This is a genomic window from Novosphingobium colocasiae, assembly GCF_014652555.1.
Lineage (GTDB): Bacteria > Pseudomonadota > Alphaproteobacteria > Sphingomonadales > Sphingomonadaceae > Novosphingobium > Novosphingobium colocasiae.
The window spans coordinates 39,224-55,078 of the sequence record NZ_BMZA01000017.1; the positions used below are offsets into that span (position 1 = coordinate 39,224).

Consider the following 15,855-nt stretch of genomic DNA (forward strand, 5'->3'; position numbering starts at 1 on the left):
GGATCGAAGGTCGGGACGATGCCCGTTTGAATTGTCGCCCCCCAGCGCCAATGCTTTGGGACACTAACGACAAGTTAAGCTCCGCCGCAATGTCCAATTGTTTCTGAAGCGGGGCAATTTTACAGGATTGGGCGATTTATCGGGCTCGGTCGCCAGTCTGTGCGGGAATGGGATCGTTTGCGTTAAAATGCGGCGATTTTTCCTGCCCGCCCCGTGGGTCGCGCCGGTGCTTTTCGGCCAGCAGGAACAGCCCGAGCCCGGCGAGCGACAGGCCGACGCCGATCCACCCGGTCGCGCCATAGCCATAGCCGGCCGCCAGCGCCATGCCGCCCAGCCAGGGGCCGAGCGCATTGGCGGCGTTGAAGGCGCTGTGATGCGCGGCTGCGGCCAGTGCCTGGGCATCGCCCGCCACGTCCATCAGGCGCGATTGCAGGATCGTCCCGAAGCCGCTGCCGAACCCGATCAGCACCACCACGATTCCCAGCGACCAGCCGTGGCCGATGGCGAAAGGATAGAGCGCCAGCGCCAGCGCCAGTTCGATCATCGCCAGCACCACCGCGCGGCTCTGGTGGCGATCGGCCAGCCAGGCCCAGAACAGGTTGCCCGCCGTCATGCCGATCCCGAACAGCCCCAGCATCAGCGGCACCGTACCAGGCGAAAGCCCGGTCACTTCGAGCATGGCCGAAGCGGCGTAAGTATAGACGCAAAAGAGCCCGCCGAACCCGATTGCCCCGGTCAGCAATGTCAGCACCACCTGCTCGCGCCGCAGCGCCCCCAGTTCGCGCATCGGGCTCGCGTTTTCGGCGGGTGGCTGCGATGGCGCATAGAGCGCCACCAGCGCCACGGTAATCAACGCCAGCCCGGCCACCACGGCAAAGCCGCTGCGCCAGCCCAGGTCCTGTCCCAGCCAGTTCGCCAGCGGCACGCCGATCACCGTGGCCAGCGTCAGCCCGGTCATCACCAGCGCGACCGACAGCGTGCGCTTGTCCGCCGGCACCAGCGATGCGGCGACCAGCGCGGCGATGCCGAAATAGGCCCCGTGCGGCACGCCGCTGAGGAACCGGAACGCCAGCAGGCTGTGATAGTCCGCCGCCACCGCCGAAAGCCCGTTGCCCAGCGCGAACAGCGCCATCAGCCCCAGCAGCAGGCTGCGCCGGTTGATCCTTGCCGCCAGCACCGCGATCAGCGGCGCGCCGATCACCACGCCCAGCGCATAAGCGCTGATCGCGTGCCCCGCCTGCGGCTCGGTGATGTGCAGGTCGCGGCTGAAAAACGGCACCAGGCTCATCGCCGCGAACTCGGTGGTGCCGATCGCAAAGGCCCCGGTCGCCAGTGCGAACAGCACCAGCCACGGATGGCGGGAGGCGGAAAGAGTAGAGGCGGGGGAGGGATCGGTCATGCTGCGCTGCGCAATAGGGGGGAGACCCCTTTACTGCGGTCCGCGTCAAAACCAAGGCCACCGGGCTTGCGATCGACGCATTCCCGGTGGCCTCCGGTGCAATTTGGTTATACCAAGGCTCGTTGATCCGAACTCATAGCCCTCTCCCCTTCAGGGGAGAGGGTTGGGAGAGGGGGATGGTACCGCTTCGCCCCCTCTCTACTCCGGCTAGGCGGACAAGCCGCCAAGCCTGCGTATCTCTCCCATGAAGGGGAGAGAGCGACATGAGTCAAAATTATTGAGACTTGGTATTACAGGCCCGGATCGAAGTCCGGTGCGAGCTGGACGGTGTGGTCGGGCGTCTGCACGGCGGCGTGGATGCCGCACTCGGTCTTGTCCCACCCGCGCCAGCGGCCCGAGCGCGGATCCTCGCCCGCCGCAACCTTGCTGGTGCAGGGCATGCAGCCGATCGAGGGATAGCCCTGCGCCACCAGCGGGTGCGGCGGCAGGTCGTGCTCGGCGATATAGGCGGCCAGACGCTCGGCATTCCAGTCGATCAGCGGATTGATCTTGAGCCGCCCCTGCGCGTCCGAGGTATCGATCTCGAAGCGGGGCAGGGTGGCACGGGTGCTGGCCTGGAACGCCTTTCGCCCGGTGAACGAGGCATCGTAGCGCAGCAGTGCCTGTTCCAGCGGCCTGACCTTGCGGATATCGCAGCAACCGTCGGGATCGAACGACCAGCGCAGACCGTTGGCGTCCTTCGCCGCCAGTTCCGCCGCATCCGGGGTCAGGTTGATGAGGTTGGTCAGGCCGATCTGCTCGACCAGCCGGTCACGGTAAGCCAGCGTTTCGGGGAAGTGCTTGCCGGTTTCCAGGAACAGCACCGGCACACCCGGATCGACCTGCGCCACCAGATGCAACAGCACCGCGCTCTCCGCGCCGAAGCTGGAGACCAGCGCCACATCGCCCGCCATCTGCTCGCGCAGCACCGTTTCGAGCATCTCGCTCGTATCGGCACCGCGGAACAGGCGGTTGAGACGAACCGCATCGGCCTCGGTGAACCGGGGGCCGGTATCGATGCGGTCGCGGATGCGATTGGCGTCAATAGCGCGCGATGGGCTCTGTTGCATCGGGTAGTCCTTGCAGGGCTTCAGGCGGGGTGCCGTTTCGCCCAGATGGCCTGACGACCGTCGACGACGGTGGCCTGGTAGACGTTGTCCCACCGCTCCAGCGTGGCTTTCACGGTTTCGGGATCGATCGGCTTGTTGGCATCGAAGGCATCGAAGCCGCAGCGCTGCAGGTGGCCGATCATGTCGGGGGCGATATCGCCCACCGCCACGATGTCGCCTTCGAAGCCGGCCTCGCGCAGGATGCGGGCGGACGAATAGCCGCGTCCGTCGGTCCACACCGGGAAGCTGATCTCGATCCGCTCGATCTGTTCGAGCTGCGGCAGCAATGCGCGGGCATCCTCGCCCGGTTCGACGCGCACGGTGGCGGCGTTGGAGCCTTCGGCGAAACAGGCGGCGGCGACGGCCGGCGCGGCCTTGCGCTGCAGCGTCGGCCGCCCGCTGATACGAACGTCACCCATAGATCGCCTCCTTGAACGGGGCCATGCCGATACGGCGGTAAGTATCGAGGAAGCGTTCGCCGTCCTCGCGCTTTTCCAGATAGAAGTTGGTCGCCTTCTCGACCGCATCGACAATGCCGTCCTCGTTGAAGCCGGGGCCGGTGATCGTGCCGAGCGAGGTATCCGCGCCCTCGCAGCCGCCGAGCAGCAACTGGTAGTTCTCGACGCCCTTGCGATCGACCCCCAGGATGCCGATGTGACCGGCGTGGTGGTGGCCGCAGGCGTTGATGCAGCCCGAAATCTTGAGCTTCAGCTCGCCCAGTTCCGCCTGCCGCTCGGCCGAGCCGAAGCGTTCGGAGATCTTCTGCGCGACCGGGATCGAGCGGGCGTTGGCCAGGCTGCAATAGTCGAGGCCGGGGCAGGCGATGATATCGCCCACGGTGTCGAGGTTCGCCGTTGCCAGGTCCGCCTGCTCCAGCGCCTTCCACACGGTGTAGAGGTCGGCCTTCTTCACATGCGGGAAGACGATGTTCTGCGCATGCGTCACGCGCAGTTCGTCGAAGCTGTAGTCCTTGGCAAGCTGCGCCATCAGCCGGATCTGATCGGCCGAGGCATCGCCCGGAATGCCGCCGACCGGCTTGAGCGAAACCGTGGCCACGACATAGCCCGGCTGCTTGTGCGCCTGCGTGTTGCGGCCCACCCACAGCGCGAAATCGGGATCGGACAGGTCCAGCTCGTCCGACAGGCCCGCTTCGAAGGCTGGGTCGGCGAAGTGGGTCTTGATCCGCTCCAGCTCGGCCAGCGGTGGCTCGATCGGCTGGGTCAGCAGGTGCGCGAACTCTTCCTCGACCTGGCGGGTATATTCGTCCTTGCCCAGTTCGTGGACGAGGATCTTGATGCGCGCCTTGTACTTGTTGTCGCGCCGGCCATAGCGGTTGTAGACGCGCAGGCACGCCTCGGAATAGGTGATGAGCTGGTCCAGCGGCACGAAGTCGCGGATCATCGGCGCGATCATCGGCGTGCGACCCATGCCGCCCCCGACATAGAACTGCGCCCCGATTTCGCCTTCGGCGTTGCGCACCATCTTGATGCCGATATCGTGCAGGCGCATCGCCGCGCGATCGGTATCCGATGCGATCACCGCGATCTTGAACTTGCGCGGCAGCGTCAGGAATTCGGGGTGGAAGCTCGACCACTGGCGCAGCAGTTCGGCATAGGGGCGCGGATCGATGATCTCATCGGCGGCGGCCCCGGCGAACTGGTCCGAACTGATGTTGCGGATGCAGTTGCCACTGGTCTGGATGGCGTGCATCTCCACCGAGGCAAGCTCGGCCAGAAGGTCGGGCGTCTCTTCCAGCTTGATCCAGTTGTACTGGATGTTCTGGCGCGTGGTGAAGTGGCCATAGCCGCGGTCGTACTTGTCGGCGATATCGCCCAGCACCTTCATCTGCGCGCTCGACAGCGTGCCGTAAGGCACCGCCACGCGCAGCATGTAGGCGTGAAGCTGGAGATAGAGGCCGTTCTGCAGGCGCAGCGGACGGAACTGGTCTTCGGTCAGTTCGCCCGAAAGCCGGCGGCTGACCTGGTCGCGAAATTCCGCGACGCGGGTGTCGACCATCTGCTGGTCGTATTCGTCATACTTGTACATGGCGTCAGACCACTCTGGCTATGGCGTCGGGATCGTTGGGCTTGAGCGTCAGGTCCGGCCGCACGGTGGGGCCGAGCGCGCGGATACGCTCCTTGATGTGCGCCGGGCGGACCGCACCGGCGGTCTTCTCGCCATCGACGACGTAGGCGGCAAAGACGTTCTGCGCGCCTTCTTCGCGGGCGATGATCGCCGCGCCGTCATCGCCGATGTCGGCTGCATCGTTCACGTCCAGCGACCAGCCCTTGCCGGTCCACCATGTGACGGCCCCGCTCTTGAGGTCGTTTCCGGTCAGGATCTTCACTGTTCTGCCTCCAGCGCACCCCATTGACTGGACAGGGTGCGAATAGTGTTGTCCGGTTGCGCCGCCACGTCGCCGATCACGATCAGCGCCGGGCTGGCCACGCGGGCGCTTTCGACGAGATCGGCCAATCCCGCAAGGGGGCAGCGCAACACGCGCATCGCCGGCGTCGTCGCCTTTTCGATGATGGCCACGGGCACATCCGGCGTCAGCCCGTCGGCGATCAGCTTTTCGGTGATCTGTGCGGCGGTAGCGAGCCCCATGAAGATGACGAGGGTGCGGCCCTTGCCGGCAAGGCCGGACCAGTCCTGCTCGGACAGCCCCTTGCACTGGCCGGCCACGAACGAGACGATCGAGGCGTGGTCGCGATGGGTCAGCGGGATCTGCGCTGCCGCCGAAGCGCCGAGCGCGGAGGAGATGCCGGGCACTACCTCGACCGCAACCCCGGCGATCCGGCACGCCTCGGCTTCCTCGCCGCCCCGCCCGAACACGAACGGATCGCCGCCCTTGAGCCGGACCACGTCGTTTCCGGCCAGCGCCTCGCTGACCAGCAGATCGTTGATCGCATCCTGCGCCATGGTGTGGCGCGAACGCGCCTTGGCCACCGAAACCAGCCGTGCGCCGGGCTTGGCCATCGCCAGGATTTCGGGGGAGACCAGCCCATCGTGGACGATCAGCCGCGCCTGCATCACCAGCCGCGCGGCGCGCAGGGTCAAAAGGTCGGGATCGCCGGGACCGGCACCGACCAGATAGACGGTGCCGGTCTGGCCTGAGGAAGGGGGGCGCAGGTTCATGGCTGGCAAATGATGCAGGTGCGAGCAGATTGCCAGCCAGAATGCCTTGCCCCCCAGCTAGGCAAACTTTAGGCGCCCCGCCGAAATATCTCCGCTCCCCGACGGGGAGGGCTATCGCATATGAACTTGCCTATCCATATTCGTCGCCCTGAACTCGTTTCAGGGTCCATTGTGCCGCTGGCCGGGACGCGGAAAGTCGCTCGACGCTGGGACCAAGCCCTATTCGACGGTGGGGCAAGCCGCGCAATGGATGCTGAAACAAGTTCAGCATGACGAAGCTGCGGGTAAACTCGTCACATGCGATTGTCCTTCCCGGCGGGGCCGGGCCGGGGGGTGGGGAAGCGCCGCCGCAAGTCAGCGCGCAGAAGCCGGCACGGCAGCGACACCATCACACCGCATTGCGGGCGCGTTAGGCTGTGCTTCTAACCAAATCTTAACGATCTGGCCCGACGGTTCGCTCTTCAGGAGCGTTATATCGATGGCTATTGCCGCCCAGTTCGAACCCCTTCCAGACACTACCGGCCGCGCGCCCCGCCGCAAGCTGCTGCTCGAAACGCTCGGGGCGACCGCCGCCGGCGTTGCCACCGACGTGGTGGTCCACAATTTCTCCGAAACCGGCATGCTGCTCGAATGCGCCGAAGCGCTGGCACCGGCCGATGTCATCGAGGTGGACTTGCCGCATATCGGCGTGGTCGCCGCCTCCGTGGTGTGGAGCAGCGGTCGGCTCCACGGTTGCGCATTTGCCGAACCGCTCGCCCCGGCGGCGCTGAGCGCGGCGCAACTGCGCAGCGCGGTACGCAAGGACGTCGATCTGTCGCCACCGCCCTCGGCGCTGGGCGGGGCGGCCTTTGCCGAGCGCCTGATGCGACTGCGCAAGGATCGCGGCCTGACCCAGGGTGAACTCGCCGCGCGGCTGGGGGTCAGCAAGCCCACCGTCTGGGCATGGGAGCAGGGCCGTGCCCGCCCGATCGAGGAACGGCTCGACGCGATCGCCGACGTGCTGGGCACCACCGTCGCCGATCTGCGCCCGGCGCGGGCGATCCCGGGGCTGACCGAGCTGGTCAACCAGTGCAAGGCGCAGATCGCGCAAGTGGTGGAGACGACGCCGGACAAAGTCCGGATCATGATCGATTTATGATTAACGCGCTTTGCGTGCAATCGTTTCGATGGTAAAGGAAATGGTAACAAATTCAGAATGTTAGTTCAATAAGCTAACAAGATTAGCCGAACTTCATCGCTGACATGCGTTACCGGATTTTCGGCCCCCTGTCGTGGGCGCGGCGATCCGCCTTGGCAATCGACGGGGTTACGCACGCGATGGGAATGCAGTTCACCTTACGGGAAAGCCGCGCGCTCTACGGGCTGCTGGCCGAAACCACATCGGACATCATCCTCAAGACCAACTGCGAAGGGTTCGTCGTCCAGGCCTCGCCGGCGCTGGAGCAGCTCGGGTTCCCGGTGCCTAACATGCTGATCGGGCCGCACTTGCTCGATCTGGTGGGGCATACTCACGCCGGGATCGTCGGCGATGCGCTGGCGGCGGCGATCGAGGGCGGTCGGGTCGGGCGCTGGGTGGAATTCCCTGCCGCGTCGGCGGACGGGACCGAGCACTGGTTCGAACTGCAGTTGCGCGCGCTTACGGATGCCAAGGGCAAGGTCTATGGCGCGCTGGGGGTGATGCGCTGCGTCGATGAACGCCGGGCGATGAGCGATCGCCTGTTCGCCGCCACTTACACCGACGCGCTGACCGGGCTGACGAACCGGCAGGCGTTCATATCGATGCTCGAACACATGCTGGACGATGGCCCGGACGGCTGCCTTGCCCTGTTCAGCGTCGATTTCTTCCGCGCGATCAACATGAAGTACGGGCAGGCCACCGGCGATGGCGTGCTGGTGGTGTTCGCCGATCTCCTGCGCGAACTGCTGCGCGGGGAAGACATGATCAGCCGGATCGGCTCGGAACGGTTCGCCGTGCTGCTGCCGCGTACCGATCCGGAACACGCCGAAGCGATCTGCAACCGCGTGGTGCGCACCTTGGGCGATCTGCGCCAGACGGTCGGCGAAAGCCGCATGGCCATCACCGCCAGCGCCAGCGTGGCGCGGGTGGCGGGGACCCTGGACGAAACCCTCGAACGCGCGGAAATGGCCCTGTTCGTCGCCAAGGCCAAAGGCCGCAACCGGCTGGAGCGGGAGAAGGCGTGACAAGCGGGGCACCACTTACTCCTCCACCCTTCAGGGGGGAGGTTGGGAGGGGGGCACCGCAAGCGTAAACGCGCTGCCTTGCGGCATCGCTCCCCCTCCCCCAGCCCCTCCCCGCCGGGGAGGGGAGCCGCAAACATCCTTGAATATTAAATCCCGTCGACAGCCTTGCTGACGAGGATGTTCACCGCGACGCGGCGGTTCTGCGCCTTGCCGTAAGCGGTGGTGTTGTCGGCCAGCGGATCGGCCTCGGCCATGCCGGCCGGGGTCAGCATGCGATAGGGCTTCCAGTGGCAGGCCTGCTGCAGGTAATTCACCACGCTGCTGGCGCGCTTTTCGCTCAGCGTCTGGTTGAATTCCTCGCTGCCGGTCGAATCGGTGTAGCCGACGACGAGCAGCAGGGCGTTGTCCATGCTCTCGGCCTGGGCAGCGGCGGCGCACAGGTCAGCCTTGCCCTGCGGCGACAGCTTGGCAAGGCCGGTGTCGAAGTTGACGTTGGTCGTGCCCTTGATGTTGTACTGGTCGATATCGCCCATCCGGCCGCGTAGCGCTTCGGTGGCAGCCTCGTTGGAGGCGAACCGCTGGTCGGTGCCGTTGTGGATCATCGCCGCCGTCTTGATGTCCTTGTTCTGCAGGCTGACCGAGCTGGCATACAGGTCGCTGCCCGATTGCTTGGTCTTCACCGTCACCGGCAGGCCGTTGATCAGCTGGGTCGCCGCCAGCTTGTTCTTGTTCATGCCGAACAGGCCGCCGCGCGCCTTGATCTCGGTCGCATCGTTAAGGACTACGACGGTCTTGGTGCCATCGGTCTGCGTGATCTGCACCTTCGAACCGCTGCGGGCCGAAATGATGCCGGCCACGTCCGGGCCTGCCGGCAGGTTGGCGGTATCGACCGGCGCGTCGCCATAGACGGTGGCCGCCACGTTGCCTTCGGCGGGATCCTGCGCATGCGCGGCAACGCCGCCAATCGCCGGGATAACCAGCAGGGTGGACAGCAGCAGGGTTTTCTTGTTCTTGTTCAGGCTGGGCATTGTGCAACTCCTTTGTTATGCACGGCCAACCTCGCGTGTTTGCGGCCCCGTTTCTGGTCCGCCCCCGTCACGCAAGATCGGCTGTCAGAAAGCATCCGATCCGCTTGTTCGAACGCGGCACGAACGCCGCAATGTGAACGCAGATACCGACCTGTTCATCTTGCCCTTGCTGGCAGATGAACGAAGGTGGCCCTCGCCGGGTGTGCACAGTTGATCAGAGCGTTGCGCGCGACGAGCCGATGCCGGTCAGTCTGAAGCCCCGGCCTTTCCCCGCATCGCTTCCAGCAGTTGCCGGAAGGCGGCGTTGTCCTGCAGGTTGAGATCGCGCTGCGGGAACGGCACGACGATGCCGTTCGCCTTGAACAGCGCCCAGGCCGCCTTCAGCACGTCGGACCGCACGTTGCCGACGCCTTCCTCCGGATCGGTGATCCACACGTTGACGTTGAAGATCAGCCAGCTTTCCCCGTAAGTGTCCAGCCACACGGTCGGCGGCGGCGCGGCCAGCACGCGCGGCACGGTGCGCGCGGCTTCCAGCATCAGCGCCTCGGCCTTTTCGATGTCGGACTGGTAGGCGATGCCGATGGGCACCTGGATGCGCACGTTCTTGCTGGAATAGGACCAGTTTTCAACCTGATTGACCATCAGGTTCTCATTCGGGATGAGGTACTCCTTCTGGTCGCGGGTGGTCAGCGAGACGGCGCGGATGCCGATGCGGCGGATCTGCCCGAAGGTGGAATTGCCCGCCTGATCGGTGATCGCGATGACGTCGCCCGGCTTGATCGATTTGTCCATCAGCAGGATGATGCCGGCGATCAGGTTGCCGAACGTCTTCTGCAGGCCAAAGCCGATCGCCAGGCCGAACGCGCCGGAAAATACCGCCAGCGCGGTCAGGTCGATCCCCAGCACGTCGATGCCGACAAGGATGCAGATCGCCCAGATCACCAGGCTTGCCAGCTTTTCCGCCAGCAGCTTCTGCGTCACATCCAGCCGCTTCATCCGGCCCAGCATGCGCGAGGACAGCCGGCTCAGCGTCCATGCTGAGAACACCGCGAAGACCAGCACGAACACGACGACCGCAACGTCCCACACCGAAATGCGGGTATGGCCGACCTGGAGCGCCAGCTTGTCGAGCGTGTCGACGATATCGCCCGCCGCCCCGCTCTTGGCCGAAACCGCCTCCTTGATGCCGTCCGCCCCGGTGACCGGCTGCTTGACGACCACCGCCGCCACGGTTTCCGTCGCGGCGGGAGTGGGGGTGGGGGATGGCACGACGCTCATGCCGCACCGGCCCAGGCGGCCAGCGCCTGCTCGATATCGGCGATCAGGTCTGCCGGGTCTTCCAGCCCGATCGACAGCCGCACGCCAAACCGGTCGGCCGGATCGCCCGGCACCGGCGGCCATGGCGAAACCGAACGGTACGGCACCGGATCCGCCGGCACCGCCAGGCTTTCGAAGCCGCCCCACGAATAGCCGATGCCGAACAGTGCCAGCGCATCGATAAAGCGGTTGCGCGCGGCGGCGTCACCGCCCTGGAAAATGAATGAAAACAGCCCGCAGCCGCCGGTGAAATCCTGCGCCCATTGCGCATGGCCGGGCGCGCCGGGCAGCATCGGGCACAGCACTTGCGCCACTTCGGGCCGGGCATCGAGCCAATGGGCAATCGCCAGCGCGCTTTGCGTCTCGCGCAGCAGCCGCACCTCCAGCGTGCGCAGCCCGCGCAGCGCCAGCGCCGCGTCATCGGGAGAGACCATGAGCCCCAGTTGCTGCGATCGCTGGCGCAGTCTGGCGTAAAGCTCCGCCCCGGCGGTGGCGCTGCCCATCATCAGGTCCGAATGCCCGCCTACGTGCTTGGTCAGCGCCATCAGCACCACTTCGACGCCATGCTGCAGCCCCTGAAACCCCAGCGGCCCGGCCCAGGTATTGTCCAGCACCGAGATCGCGCCATGCTCACGCGCGATCCGCGCGAGCTGCGGCACGTCGCAGACCTCGAAGCTGAGACTGCCCGGCGCTTCGAGCAGGACCGCGCGCGTCCTGTCGCAGAACAGGGCACGATAGCCTTCCACGTCAAGCGGGTCGAAGAACCGGCAGGTGATGCCCATGTCGGCCAGCAGGCCCTTGCCCATCGTCCGGCTAGGGTCATAGGCGTTGTCGGTCATCAGCACCACGTCGCCCGGCCGCAGCAGCGCCAGCATGACCCCGGCGATGGCGGATACGCCCGAAGGATAGAGCACGGTCCCGGCGGCACCCGGCTCCAGTTCGGTCAGCGCTTCGGCCAGCGCCCACTGCGTCGGCGCGCCGCGCCGGCCATAGAAGAAGTGGCCATCGGCGTTCGTGCGCGGGCCACGGGCGAGGGCAGCGGTATCCTCATACAGGTGCGTGCTGGCGCGCCAGACCGGCGGATTGACGACCGCGCCGGTCCATTCCGGCTTGCGCCCCGCGCCGACCAGCCGGGTTCCCGGTTTCCGGTCGGCCGGTCCGTCAGTCTTGTTCAAGGCGATCTCCCGCATGATGCGGGGCCAGACCTAACCGGCGGCGTGGGCAGGGTCGAGAGCGAATTTGGCCGCGCTGCTTGCGGTTTCGGGCATCGGGATCGATCGCATGGCGATATCGGCGATATCGCGCGGGCCCAGGTCCAGCCGGATCGGCTGCAGCCCGCCGGTCTCCCCCGGCAGACCCAGCACGAAGGCGCGGCGCGCCACCAGCGTGCCGTCCGCGCCGACAAAGGCCAGCCGCAGCAGCGGCACGAACGCACTGGTCCCGGCCTGCCGCAGCGGCTCCACCGTCGCCAGCGGTAGCCGTACTTCGGCAGCAAAGCCGCCCAGCTCCGGCCCGATCCGGCCAAGCGGCGCAAGCTGGGCAAGCGGGGGCGCAAGCTGCTCCTCGGCCGACTGGCCACTGCGCGCATAGCCCAGGTCGCCGTGGACTGTGAACGGCGCGCGCGGGTCCGGCTCGTCCGACACCGCCGCGATGCGCAGCGGCAGGGTGGCATAGACCAGCGACAGGCGCAGCTTGCCGGGCAGGATATCGAGGCTGGCCATGCCCGCTGCGGGACGCTGCGGGGTCGGTGGCGGCGCAAAGGCTGGGCTCGGCGGTGCCGGGGCGGGTTGGGGTGGCGTTGGATCGCCCGCCGTGGCGATGTCCGGGGTATCGTCCGGCTCAGGCTGCAGTGCGGTGTCGGGATCTGCGTCTGCCACGGCGGAGCGTCGCCGGGCCGAAAAGACCCCGGCAGCAACCAGCAGCACCGCAACCAGCGCCAGCAGGCCCGCCGGCACGATCCACCACCACGCCAGCCAGCCGGGCCCCTGCGATGCCGGCCGGGGCGGGGCGGTGACGGTGGGATCGGGGGCGGGATACCACTCTTCCTGCACCGTCGGCGCAGCGGCGGGGGCAGGGCGCGCCGGGCGGCTGTCGCGCACCGCACGATCAACGGGCGTCGCCGGAGCAGCAGGCGTGGCAGCGGCGGTAGGCGCATTCGCAGCGGGCGAGGGGGCAGTGCGGGCAGGCGCAGCGTCCGACGGCACCGTTGGCCGGGGCGTTGGCACGCTCGCGGTCGGCCGGGGGGTGGGCGTAGGGCTGGCTTTGGGGGAGGACACGACCGGGTGATCGGTATCGACCGGGCCCTGCTGCGTAGGGGCCTGGGTGGCGGGTGCAGGCGGCAGGCTCCACCCGCCGGCATCTTGCGCGCTGCCTGCCGTCGGCCATGCGGCACTGGCGGCCAATGCCGTCAGCAAGGCCAGCGATTGCCCGGATTTGGTGAACTGTGCCCTCATGTTGCCGGGCAGTCGGCACCGGGCGGGCTGAACAAAGACTGAATCCCGGCGGCGAAACCCGATCGCGGCGAATCTGACCGGGCAAGGCGAGAACATCGCACGACGAAGCTTGTCAGCGCCGGTCCGAGCGGCCATGGCCAAGGCCATGACCGATACGCCCGAACCCGTGCACCCGGCCCCGCTGCATCTGGGCCAGACCAGCCCCTTGCCCGCATCGCCCGAAGCGGCGGTGCTCGATTACGTCCCCAATCCCCGCGCGGGCAGCCTCTACATGGTGCGTTTCGCCGCGCCGGAGTTCACCTCGCTCTGCCCCGTCACTGGACAGCCCGATTTCGCGCATCTGGTGATCGATTACGCGCCGGGCGAAACCATCGTCGAATCGAAAAGCCTCAAGCTGTTCCTGGGATCGTTCCGCAACCATTGCGGCTTTCACGAGGATGTCACGGTGGGCATTGGCCAGCGCCTGTTTTCCGAAATGAAACCGCAGTGGCTGCGCATCGGCGGATACTGGTACCCGCGCGGCGGCATCCCGATCGATGTGTTCTGGCAATCCGGGCCTGTGCCGCAAGGGCTGTGGGCCCCCGATCAGGGCGTGGCTGGCTATCGCGGCCGGGGCTGATCAGCGCGCTGACGCGAACTGCACGTTCACGCGGTTGATATCGACCGTGCGCTTGCCGATCGCGGCCAGCTTGTTCGTGGTCATGCACTGGGCATAGACCGTGGGATATTCCGCCCGCATGGCCGCGTCGCTGGTCAGCGCGTCTTCCACCCGGGCAGAACACAGGGCCTGCGTCTGGTAGGTATCGGCCTTGGCGGCGATCCGCTGGCATTCGGTGCCGTCATCGGTGCAGCCGAACAGCGCGAGGGCGAAGAGAGTGGTGCTCATGGAGGCTCTCCTATTCCCAGTTTGAACGCCGCCCCCCGCCGATGTATCCCGTCGGCGGCGGAAAAAAGGATCGCCGCCGTCTGGAACCCGGGGCGGGCTTGCGCGTAAGACGGCGCCATGGATCAGACCAAAGCCAAGCTTATCATCCGCCCCGCCACCGTCTCGGACGCGCCCGCCATCGCCCGCCTGTCGGTCAAGGTCTATGGCACCGTCGATGCCTTCACCCGCGCCGAAGTGCGCGGCCAGATCGTCAATTTTCCCGAAGGCCAGTTCGTCGCCGAATACGAAGGCAAAGTGGTGGGCCACTGCGCCACGATGATCCTCACCGCGCAGGACGCCTTCCGCCCGCATACCTGGGAAGAGATCAGCAACGGCGGCTATGGCCGCCCGCCCGCGCCCGAAGGCGATGTGCTCTATGGCTTCGAAGTCGCGGTCGATCCCGATTTCCGCCGCCTGCGCATCGGCCAGCGCCTTTATCGCAAGCGGCGCGAGGTCTGCCAGTATTTCGAACTGAAGGGCATCGCCTTCGCCGGCCGCATGCCCGGCTATGCCCGGCAGAAGCGCCGCTATCCCAACCCCGCCGATTATGTGCAGGCGGTGCGGGAAAAGAAGCTGCGCGATCAGGTCATCCAGTTCCAGATGAACGAAGGCTACGAGCCGCGCGGCGTGCTGCCCGGCTATCTGCCGCAGGACAAGGAAAGCGGCGGCAACGCCGTGATGATGTACTGGACCAATCCGCTGGCCCCGCGCGATACCGGCAAGGCCATCCCCGGCTTCAAGGAACGGGTGCCCAGCTCGGTGCGGGTCGCCACCGTCCAGTTCATGATGCGCAAGATCGAGACGATCGACCAGTTCGAGGAACAGGCTGAATACTGGGTGGACGTGGCAGCGGACTATCAGGCGGACTTCGTGGTGTTTCCCGAACTGTTCACGCTGGAACTGCTGTCGATCGAGGAAACCAAGCTGGACCCTGCCAAGGCGATCGAGAAGGTGGCAACCTATACCGAGCGTTTCGTCGAATTCATGCAGCGCATGGCGGTCAGCTATAACATCAACATCATCGGCGGTTCGCACCCGACGCGGGTCAAGCTGGGCGGCGGGCGCAGCGAAATCCGCAACATCGCCTATGTGTTCCTGCGCGATGGATCGACGCACGAGGTGCAGAAGCTGCACCCCACCCCTTCCGAACGGCGCTGGTGGAACATCAAGGGCGGCTACGGGGCGAACGTCATCCCCACCGATTGCGGCCCGATCGGGGTGATGATCTGCTATGACAGCGAATTCCCCGAACTCGCCCGCCACCTCGTCAACCAGGGCGCGCTGATGCTGTTCGTGCCGTTCTGTACCGATGAACGGCGCGGCTTCCTGCGGGTGCGGTATTGCTGCCAGGCGCGCGCGGTGGAAAACCAGTGCTATGTCGTCACCTCAGGCGTGGTCGGCAACCTGCCCAATGTCGAAAACATGGACGTCCATTACGCCGAAAGCGCCATCCTCACCCCGTCCGATTTCCCCTTCGCGCGCGATGGCGTCGCCGCCGATACCGCGCCGAACACCGAAACCATCGCCATCGCCGACCTCAGCCTCGACGCCTTGCTGACCGCGCGGCAATCGGGCGCGGTGCAGAACCTCAAGGACCGGCGCTTCGATCTCTACCGCGTGGAATGGACGCAGGCGCAGGGGTGAGGTCCCCCGCCGCCGTCACCGTTCAGACCGCCCGCAGGACGTCGCGGGCCTCGTGCGGCAAACGGGCGATTACGGACAGATAGGCGCTGGCGGTGGCGTCGGGTTGCCGACGGCCCTGTTCCCAGCCTTTCAGCGTTGCCAGCGGGATGTGATAGGCGCTGGCGAATGCCTGTTGCGACAGGCCCAGCGTCTCGCGGATTGCGCGCACATCGGGGACATCGATGGTGTGGACGCGGGCTACTGTGCCGGTGCCCCGGGCATGCGCTGCGGCCTCTTCCATTGCCGCGATCAGATCCTGGCCAAAGTCCGTCATCGCCGTGTTCCTTTACCTTCCATCTGCGGTGGCCTTGATGATGGCTGCGAAGCCGGTCACCGCTTTCTTTTCCTCTGTGCTCAGATCGGTTGCCTGAGCCTTGGCATAAGCGAGCAGCAGGTAAAGCGGGCAATCCGAGCGGTAATAGAAATAGATCACCCGGGCTCCGCCGCGCTTGCCGCTGCCCGAACGCGCCCAACGCAGCTTTCTGACCCCGCCCGTACCCTACCGGATTCACACATTGAGTTGGCATTGTAGTGTTTGAGCGGCGCGTTTGGCGGCTTGGAT

The 15,855-nt window shown here is 66.3% G+C and carries 16 protein-coding genes and 1 pseudogene; 4 read left to right on the plus strand and 13 right to left on the minus strand.

Annotated features, from left to right (window positions below):
- Positions 1–136 precede the first annotated feature (136 nt).
- The 6 genes from IE122_RS15935 to cobA form a co-directional block, all read right to left on the minus strand.
- The gene (locus IE122_RS15935) at positions 137–1,399 is read right to left on the minus strand and encodes an MFS transporter (protein WP_189622246.1); all 1,263 of its coding nucleotides are present in this window, start codon (positions 1,397–1,399) and stop codon (positions 137–139) included.
- Positions 1,400–1,689: 290 nt separating this feature from the next.
- Complete coding sequence (locus tag IE122_RS15940) at positions 1,690–2,508, minus strand: phosphoadenylyl-sulfate reductase (RefSeq protein ID WP_189622247.1); 819 nt, start codon at positions 2,506–2,508, stop codon at positions 1,690–1,692.
- Between the two features lie 20 nt (positions 2,509–2,528).
- The gene (locus tag IE122_RS15945) at positions 2,529–2,966 is read right to left on the minus strand and encodes a DUF934 domain-containing protein (protein ID WP_189622248.1); all 438 of its coding nucleotides are present in this window, start codon (positions 2,964–2,966) and stop codon (positions 2,529–2,531) included.
- Complete coding sequence (locus IE122_RS15950; protein WP_189622249.1) at positions 2,959–4,593, minus strand: nitrite/sulfite reductase; 1,635 nt, start codon at positions 4,591–4,593, stop codon at positions 2,959–2,961. The genes IE122_RS15945 and IE122_RS15950 overlap by 8 nt, the downstream gene beginning before the upstream one ends.
- Positions 4,594–4,597: 4 nt before the next feature.
- A complete protein-coding gene (locus IE122_RS15955; protein ID WP_189622250.1) occupies positions 4,598–4,894 on the minus strand; it encodes a DUF2849 domain-containing protein in 297 nt (98 codons plus the stop codon).
- Complete coding sequence (gene cobA / locus IE122_RS15960) at positions 4,891–5,685, minus strand: uroporphyrinogen-III C-methyltransferase (RefSeq protein WP_189622251.1); 795 nt, start codon at positions 5,683–5,685, stop codon at positions 4,891–4,893. The genes IE122_RS15955 and cobA overlap by 4 nt, the downstream gene beginning before the upstream one ends.
- A gap of 478 nt (positions 5,686–6,163) precedes the next feature.
- Between cobA and IE122_RS15965 the strand changes: the two genes are divergently transcribed.
- Complete coding sequence (locus tag IE122_RS15965; protein ID WP_189622252.1) at positions 6,164–6,823, plus strand: helix-turn-helix domain-containing protein; 660 nt, start codon at positions 6,164–6,166, stop codon at positions 6,821–6,823.
- A 179-nt stretch (positions 6,824–7,002) separates the two neighbouring features.
- Entirely contained in the window at positions 7,003–7,887 is an 885-nt protein-coding gene (locus IE122_RS15970; RefSeq protein WP_189622253.1) for a GGDEF domain-containing protein, read from the plus strand.
- 146 nt (positions 7,888–8,033) lie between these two features.
- On the opposite strand, the gene IE122_RS15975 is transcribed toward IE122_RS15970, so the two are convergent.
- The 4 genes from IE122_RS15975 to IE122_RS15990 all read right to left on the minus strand — a co-directional run bounded on the left by IE122_RS15975 (position 8,034) and on the right by IE122_RS15990 (position 12,685).
- Positions 8,034–8,915: an OmpA family protein gene (locus tag IE122_RS15975; protein WP_189622254.1), complete on the minus strand. Its 882-nt coding sequence runs from the start codon at positions 8,913–8,915 to the stop codon at positions 8,034–8,036.
- A 246-nt stretch (positions 8,916–9,161) separates the two neighbouring features.
- Positions 9,162–10,193 (minus strand): mechanosensitive ion channel family protein, encoded by a 1,032-nt coding sequence (locus IE122_RS15980; RefSeq protein WP_189622255.1) that lies wholly within the window; start codon positions 10,191–10,193, stop codon positions 9,162–9,164.
- Complete coding sequence (gene metC / locus IE122_RS15985; RefSeq protein WP_229814278.1) at positions 10,190–11,407, minus strand: cystathionine beta-lyase; 1,218 nt, start codon at positions 11,405–11,407, stop codon at positions 10,190–10,192. The genes IE122_RS15980 and metC overlap by 4 nt, the downstream gene beginning before the upstream one ends.
- A gap of 30 nt (positions 11,408–11,437) precedes the next feature.
- Complete coding sequence (locus tag IE122_RS15990; RefSeq protein WP_189622257.1) at positions 11,438–12,685, minus strand: hypothetical protein; 1,248 nt, start codon at positions 12,683–12,685, stop codon at positions 11,438–11,440.
- Positions 12,686–12,830: 145 nt separating this feature from the next.
- On the opposite strand from IE122_RS15990, the gene queF reads away from it, so the two are divergent.
- A complete protein-coding gene (queF, locus tag IE122_RS15995) occupies positions 12,831–13,304 on the plus strand; it encodes a preQ(1) synthase (RefSeq protein ID WP_189622258.1) in 474 nt (157 codons plus the stop codon).
- On the opposite strand, the gene IE122_RS16000 is transcribed toward queF, so the two are convergent.
- Positions 13,305–13,571, minus strand: a complete 267-nt coding sequence (locus IE122_RS16000; protein WP_189622259.1) for a hypothetical protein — start codon at positions 13,569–13,571, stop codon at positions 13,305–13,307. It abuts the gene before it with no gap.
- A 117-nt stretch (positions 13,572–13,688) separates the two neighbouring features.
- Here IE122_RS16000 and IE122_RS16005 point away from each other — a divergent pair, with 117 nt between their 5' ends.
- The gene (locus IE122_RS16005; protein WP_189622260.1) at positions 13,689–15,254 is read left to right on the plus strand and encodes a carbon-nitrogen hydrolase family protein; all 1,566 of its coding nucleotides are present in this window, start codon (positions 13,689–13,691) and stop codon (positions 15,252–15,254) included.
- 22 nt (positions 15,255–15,276) lie between these two features.
- Here IE122_RS16005 and IE122_RS16010 read toward each other — a convergent pair whose 3' ends face one another.
- Entirely contained in the window at positions 15,277–15,567 is a 291-nt protein-coding gene (locus IE122_RS16010) for a helix-turn-helix domain-containing protein (RefSeq protein ID WP_189622261.1), read from the minus strand.
- A gap of 12 nt (positions 15,568–15,579) precedes the next feature.
- Positions 15,580–15,774 (minus strand): annotated as a pseudogene (locus tag IE122_RS16015) (type II toxin-antitoxin system RelE/ParE family toxin); the annotation flags it as partial.
- Positions 15,775–15,855 lie beyond the last annotated feature (81 nt).